Below are 6,446 nucleotides of genomic sequence, written 5' to 3' on the forward strand. Positions count from 1 at the left end.
GTTACTTTCTTGATCAATTGTAAAACTATCAGGCTTCTCTAATCTATAAGATAGAGCGATCTGTGATCAAAAAAAGTTTTGTGACTAGTCAAGAGTATCCTGAACTTTTAAACCAAGAGAATTGGAAAACAATTAAGACTTGCTGTGACAATCTAAAAGTATGGCTCATCTATGATAAAGGAAAATCTATAGCTTATGTTTGGGATAAAAATAAGCTAACAGACAAAGAAGCAAAACAAAAAGCTGAATTGAAACTACTGTTAATGTGAGGTAAGTGATGTATCAACCAGAAAAACTAAAGGCTCGAAGAAAAGAGCTAAAAATGACTCAAAAAGATATTGCTGATCAGTTGGGAGTCAGCTATCAAGCCTATTCCGCATGGGAACGTGGAGTAAAACAACCATCTAGAGAAAAAGTGCAACAACTAGAGCAGATTCTAAATGTACCAAAAGGTTTTTTTACAGAGATCGAAATCGTCCGACTATATAATACTTTATCAGATGAAGGTAAGAATAATGCACTTAATTATGTCAGAAACCTAGTTCAAAAAGAAGCTTATAAGAACGTTGTTTCAATATCAGCAAAACTATACGAATATCATGTTTACGAAAAAATGTCTGCTGGTATCGGTTCAACGGTTTATAATGATCAGGATTATAATACTGTTTATTTTGATAAAGAACTAGCTCAAAAAAATGAAGCACCTATTCCAAACCTATTGGCTCGAGAATTTGACCAAGAAAAGCCACTTGAAGCAATTGTAACAGATTTGACCTACGTCCGTGTTGGAAATCGTTGGGCTTATGTTTGTTTGATCATTGATCTCTTTAACCGCGAAATTATTGGACTGTCAGTTGGGTGGCACAAGACTGCAGAGCTCGTCAAACAAGCCAATCAAAGCATTCCTTACGCGCTTACCAATGTCAAGCTGTTCCATTCTGACCGTGGTAAGGAGTTTGATAACCAGCTGATTGATGAGATGCGGCATCGCTCGGTCTCTAAGTCAAGCAGCTTGTCCCTATGACAACGCTGTGTCTGAAAGTACTTACCGTGCCTTCAAACTCGAGTTTGTCAACCAAGAAACCTTCCATTCGCTGAAAGAACTAACCTTTAAAACAAAGGACTACGTTTACTGGTGGAATCATCACCGCATTCACAGCAGTCTGAACTACCAAACCCCAATCGCTAAGCGAATCAGCGCTTTAAAAAAACACTTTATAAATTTTGTATAGAAAAGTGTTGCCTTTTCATATCTCATTTTTTTACTTAAAGCCTTGACAGACTTGACAAATGGTAGAAAAGAGCCTAAAAAGGCAGAGTCCTGATAAGTTCTACCTTAAATTTCGTTATGAAACAAGTTTATTTCTTTCTAACGTCCTCAAGAACCTCATCGCCTTTCAACTCAAAGACTCTGTGATTCTATTATTTGTAAAACTTCTTTCATATTTTCAACTTTCCATTGCGCTTTGTCATTAAAAAATGGTAATCGGCTATCATAATAACCAATAGTTGCAATTCCTGCGCTAGTTGAAGATTCAATTCCAGAGTATGAATCTTCAATTGCAATACATTGTTCTGCTTGCAATTCTAACTTATGTAGCGTTGTTAAATAGATAGACGGATTTGGCTTACTTTCTACAAAATTCTCTCCGCTAACGATGACATCAAAATATTTTTTTATGTCACACCTTTCTAAAACTTCATTAATATGCTCATATTTTGATGATGATGCTACAGCTAATTTGATTCCGTTTTTCAATGCATAGTCAATAATTTTTAGAATTTCTTTTCTAAAAAGTAAAGAATAATCAATTTTTTCATATCTCTCATCACTAAAAGAAGCATATTCTTTTTCTATAGTTTTTATATCATATTGTTTCCCAATAAATTGCTGTAAAAGCCTATAAAGATTAAAATATGATTTACCAACTAATACCAATAGCTCAGAATCTTCGTAACTAGATTTTGGATTAAGGTGTTTGATAAAATCTTTCTGTATTAGAAAATCTTGGTACTCTGTATCAACTATAACTCCATCCATATCGAAGATTATACCTTTCAAATTCATAAATCCTCCTTTAAAATCAAAATCTATCATATATAATACCCGTGTTGCTAGTTGATAAAAAATCCTAAATTATAGACCAAAATAGCCCGTTCGATCTCTAATTGCAAACCTGCTAAAGAGCGAGCAAGCGGATGTTCAATGTTAAACAATGCATTTAGGACAGAGATCCGAGTTTCGATGGTCCTTCGGATTGTCAGGATAGCAGGATTGTTGTGCTCAGCTGCTCCTTTCATATTTTTACAAATCGGCGTCAAAAAGTCTATTCCCTTGGCTTCCAATCGTTTTTTCAGTTCCTTACCCAAGTAGTCCAAATCCGCTAAAACAGGAGTATAGGGGATGGCATCCAGCAACTCTTCTGCCACCTGAATATCATGGACCGAGACAGGCGTAACCAAGTAATCCAAAATATAGCCCGACTCTGTCACCGCCAGATGAATTTTAAAACCATAGAACCACATGTTTTTGGAAGCGCAGTAGCCGATGTTGGCCACCTCATTCAAGACCTTGGCCTGATGATTTCTAACCGGCTGACACAAGAGGACTGGAAAGCTGTCGATAATGACTAATTCATCAAAATCCAGCTGATTGAAATAGAGGCAAATCAGCTGAAGCAGGGGCATCAGATAATGAACACGGCGATAGAAGCGGCTTCTCTCCAATCCCTGAATCCGAAGAAATTTCGGATAAATTGATAAAACTTTCGCTGTGACTTCATCCCAATTTCTGCCTGAAATTGCATCAAGGTTAAAACAGAAACATTCGAAACCTTGCATTGCTCTACATTCTTGCGGTGGATCAACTCATCAGGAGCGACTTTTTGATATAAGTCACGGCAGACTTTACGAAGCTGCGGCATACTGAGTTGAAGGTGATGGCGATTCGGTGTATAATGGAAAATGTCCATTTGGTTTACCTCCCTGCTATTTTTCTTCACTTGCAGTGTACACCAAATGGGCTTTTTTGTTAAGTCAAATCAACTATCAGCAGGAGTATATAATATCTAATGGATTCTTAGATATTATATCAGGAGAAATAGTAAATATTCTTGTTTTATACCAATTGACACCAACAGCTAGTACATTTGCTTTTTTGGCTGAGATAATATCTGCATCTGAATCACCAAAGAATATCGCATCTGAGGGAGTTGCATTATAATGGTCAAGTATCTTCAAAATTCCTTCACTATCAGGTTTAGAATTAGCAACATCATCATCAGATACAATGTAATTAAAATATTTTTCTAATTCTAATTTCTTCATACTTATTTGTATACTTTTTCGCCCCTTACCAGTAAAAACAGCAAGTCTTTTTCCTTTGTAATTTAATTTTTTTAATAGCAAAGTAATATTTTCAAATACTTTATTTTGAACAATAAAATGATCGTGTAAATTTTCATAAAGAATGTAAAATAATTCGACTGCTTCATCAGCATATTTTTCTTCTACATGGCTCCTTATAATATCTTCCTCACTACCTCCAAATAATGATTCAATATCCGAATCACTCATTTTGATATTTTTATATTTTTCAAACACTATCCTGAAGCAACTAAAACAAAGAGGGAGTGATTCAATAATAGTATTATCAAAATCAAAAATAAATATTTCTTTTTTGTCAATCATCTTAGTCCTCTATAATAGTTTATATAATCAAGATATTCTTGTTCAATGTTATAAGGAAGGGAGTTATAATTGAAATAACTTAACTCCAGCGTTTCTTCTGAACTTACATTCAATTCTCCCGTATAATTAATCGCTTTGTATAGAGAGGTAACTACATAGATTTCATCTTTGTTTTGCAGAACAAAATGATAATCCTGCCCTGAAAAAGTATGAATTAACTTCAATTCTTCAATTGTTAATCCGGTCTCCTCAAATACTTCCCTAATTGCCGTTTGTTCAAGTGTCTCTCCTACTTCCAATAATCCACCTGGCAATCCCCATGTTCCTGAAGACCGTTTTTGAAGCAACACTTGATCTAGTTCATTTTCAATAATAACATTTGAACCTACTAGAATAAGTAAGTCATTACCTATCTTTTTTCGAATTGTTGACACGTAATTTTCTGTTGGTGTGTTAAGCATCTTGTATCACCCGTTTCTTTATCTCTTCAGCATTGATATGAATGTTTCTTAAAATATTAACTATCATTTCGATATCTGCATACGTTAGAAATGGATGCATAGGTAAACAAATTATATTTTTGGAAATATTTTCAGTATTTTCTAAAACAAGATCATTGTATTCAGAATAACAATCCATTTTATGTATAGGAGGAGAAAAATAATTTCTTGTTGGAATACCCTCTCTATTCAAACTCTGAACAACTGTATCTCTATCTAACCCAAATGACCTTGCATGCACTACTATGCATAAATCTTTATATGTACTAATTTGGTTATCCGGTATTTTTTGCAACGATACTCCTTCAATTTCAGATAATAACTGTCTATAATAATTGCCAATCTTTTTACGCTCCGATAGATTTTTGTCAATTACACTCAATGACATTAGACCAGTTATAGCTGCCAACTCACTAAGTCTAGCATTAACACCAATCTCAGTACAATTATAATCTCCCGGATTTCCATATTCTCTTAAAAGTCTAATTTTGCTATCAATTTCTTTATTTTTACTTACGACAATTCCCCCTTCACCTGTAACTAGAGTTTTTGTAGGAGAGGTACTATATACTGAGATATCACCAAAGTTTCCCAAATGTGTTTTGTCAATGGTACTACCAAATGCGTGAGCAGCATCATAGATAAGTTTAAGATTATGGGTTTTAGATACCCTTTCTAATTCATATACTTCTGCTCCAACTCCGAATATGTGCACAGCAATAATTGCTTTTGTTTTAGGAGTGATATATTTTTCAATGTTATTTGTTTCGATTGTAAATGTTTCAGAGTTGCAATCTACAAAAACAGGAATAGCTCCAACCTTTTTAATTGCATGAACAGTTGCACAAAATGTAAAACTAGGGACAAGGACTTCATCACCACTTTTTATTCCCAATGCTTCTAATGCTAAAATTAATCCTATAGTCCCAGAAGAGACAGCAGTTACATAGGGAGCTCCTAAATAACTGCTCACCTCAGACTCATACTTTTCTAAAAATCTCCCTTTTGAGAGCATCCCAGTTTTAAAAACTTCGTTAAAGTATGACTCATATTTTGATTCTGAATAAGTAGGAAACATAGGTTTTATAAATTTTAATTGACTTGAAAACGCTGGTTTCCCACCTAATATTGCTAATTGTTTCATATTCTAACTCCTTAATTCAAATATTCCTTAGTAGCAACTTTTACGTTGCTATATATATCGCAGAATGGATTATTAATTAACCCTGATTTCATGCTATTTGCAATTTCTTCTACTCCAACTTCAATAGACTTCTGTGATGAAAAACCCAACTGCTCTATTTTATCAAAAGAAACACTATAGCTTCGATTATCTTCCTTTAAACCATCTAAGTTAACTTTAGTATTTCCAGTAGCTTTTGAAATTATGCTAGCTACTTCAGTAAGATTATAATTTTCAGAATTATTACCAACATTAAATACTTCTATACCGTTATCTGTATATTTATTTTTACATCTTTCTTCAAAAAGCAAATTGATAGCTCTGGCCACATCTCCACAATGAATAAATGGTCTCTCTTGCTGACCGCCGTAAACATTTATAACTCCGTTATTTAATGCAGAGGCAGTCATTACATTTACAGCTAAGTCAAATCGCATCCTCCTCGATAAACCAAAAACGGTACAAAATCGCAATATGATAATATTCAACTTATCCTTATAATTTAATAAATCTTTCTCTGAAAGTAGCTTTAGCTCTGCATAATAATCAACAGGATTGGGAATACTATGTTCATCAAACTTATCTTTACCAAAACCATAGACACTACAGCTTGAGGCAAAAATAAAATTTTTCACCCCCTTTTTGACTGCACATTCTACTAGATTTCTTGTTCCACGAACGTTAATATCGTAAGCGATATCTTTGTCAACAACACATGAAGGCTCTCCAACTAGACTTGCCAAATGAATAATTGTATCAATTTGATTTAGGGATTTCAAAATGTCCTCTTTGATTCGAATGTCCCCCTTAACTAATTTAAAACGTTCTGAATATAAAAACTCAGATAGTGAATCAAAACCAAATATACCGCTGTCTAAAACAACAACCTTATTTTCTTGATTATTTAGCAATTCTTCAACTAATCTTGAACCAATATAGCCACAACCGCCTGTCACCAAAATATTACTCATGAATCATTCTCCTTTTTCCATATTGTCTTGTTAATATAATAATCATTCCGAAAGCAACATCATAAGAAACCAAAACTTCATCGCTCTATTTCTACTTATTAT

The 6,446-nt window shown here is 33.9% G+C and carries 5 protein-coding genes and 4 pseudogenes; 3 read left to right on the plus strand and 6 right to left on the minus strand.

What is annotated here, in order from left to right; genetic code table 11:
* Nucleotides 1-23 precede the first annotated feature (23 nt).
* The 3 pseudogenes from HMPREF2918_RS00530 to HMPREF2918_RS11500 all read left to right on the plus strand — a co-directional run.
* Nucleotides 24-269: pseudogene (locus HMPREF2918_RS00530) on the plus strand (hypothetical protein); the annotation flags it as partial.
* Between the two features lie 8 nt (nt 270-277).
* Nucleotides 278-439 (plus strand): annotated as a pseudogene (locus tag HMPREF2918_RS11495) (helix-turn-helix transcriptional regulator); the annotation flags it as partial.
* A 249-nt stretch (nt 440-688) separates the two neighbouring features.
* Nucleotides 689-1,232, plus strand: a pseudogene (locus tag HMPREF2918_RS11500) (integrase core domain-containing protein); the annotation flags it as partial.
* A 170-nt stretch (nt 1,233-1,402) separates the two neighbouring features.
* Here HMPREF2918_RS11500 and HMPREF2918_RS00540 read toward each other — a convergent pair.
* The 6 genes and pseudogenes from HMPREF2918_RS00540 to HMPREF2918_RS00570 form a co-directional block, all read right to left on the minus strand.
* Nucleotides 1,403-2,068 carry an HAD family hydrolase gene (locus HMPREF2918_RS00540; protein ID WP_003005418.1) on the minus strand — a complete coding sequence of 222 codons (666 nt, stop codon included), beginning with the start codon at nt 2,066-2,068 and terminating at the stop codon, nt 1,403-1,405.
* 47 nt (nt 2,069-2,115) lie between these two features.
* Nucleotides 2,116-2,972, minus strand: a pseudogene (locus tag HMPREF2918_RS00545) (IS982 family transposase).
* Between the two features lie 76 nt (nt 2,973-3,048).
* Nucleotides 3,049-3,690, minus strand: coding sequence for an HAD family hydrolase (locus tag HMPREF2918_RS00555; RefSeq protein ID WP_070594328.1), 642 nt, complete (start codon nt 3,688-3,690; stop codon nt 3,049-3,051).
* Nucleotides 3,687-4,151 carry an NUDIX hydrolase gene (locus HMPREF2918_RS00560; protein WP_049514452.1) on the minus strand — a complete coding sequence of 155 codons (465 nt, stop codon included), beginning with the start codon at nt 4,149-4,151 and terminating at the stop codon, nt 3,687-3,689. The genes HMPREF2918_RS00555 and HMPREF2918_RS00560 overlap by 4 nt, the downstream gene beginning before the upstream one ends.
* On the minus strand, nt 4,144-5,334 hold the full coding sequence (locus HMPREF2918_RS00565) for a DegT/DnrJ/EryC1/StrS family aminotransferase (protein WP_049474689.1): 1,191 nt from the start codon (nt 5,332-5,334) through the stop codon (nt 4,144-4,146). The genes HMPREF2918_RS00560 and HMPREF2918_RS00565 overlap by 8 nt, the downstream gene beginning before the upstream one ends.
* Before the next feature lie 11 nt (nt 5,335-5,345).
* Nucleotides 5,346-6,344 carry an NAD-dependent epimerase/dehydratase family protein gene (locus HMPREF2918_RS00570; protein ID WP_003005029.1) on the minus strand — a complete coding sequence of 333 codons (999 nt, stop codon included), beginning with the start codon at nt 6,342-6,344 and terminating at the stop codon, nt 5,346-5,348.
* Between the last annotated feature and the right edge of the window lie 102 nt (nt 6,345-6,446).

Origin of the sequence: Streptococcus sp. HMSC065C01, assembly GCF_001813525.1 — a bacterium.
Lineage (GTDB): Bacteria > Bacillota > Bacilli > Lactobacillales > Streptococcaceae > Streptococcus > Streptococcus parasanguinis_V.

What these genes read in the sequence shown, in the direction of transcription:
- HMPREF2918_RS00555 (WP_070594328.1), bottom strand. Translation starts at nt 3,690, where the DNA reads ATGATTGACAAAAAAGAAATATTTATTTTTGATTTTGATAATACTATT.
- HMPREF2918_RS00540 (WP_003005418.1), bottom strand. Translation starts at nt 2,068, where the DNA reads ATGAATTTGAAAGGTATAATCTTCGATATGGATGGAGTTATAGTTGAT.
- HMPREF2918_RS00560 (WP_049514452.1), bottom strand. Translation starts at nt 4,151, where the DNA reads ATGCTTAACACACCAACAGAAAATTACGTGTCAACAATTCGAAAAAAG.
- HMPREF2918_RS00565 (WP_049474689.1), bottom strand. Translation starts at nt 5,334, where the DNA reads ATGAAACAATTAGCAATATTAGGTGGGAAACCAGCGTTTTCAAGTCAA.
- HMPREF2918_RS00570 (WP_003005029.1), bottom strand. Translation starts at nt 6,344, where the DNA reads ATGAGTAATATTTTGGTGACAGGCGGTTGTGGCTATATTGGTTCAAGA.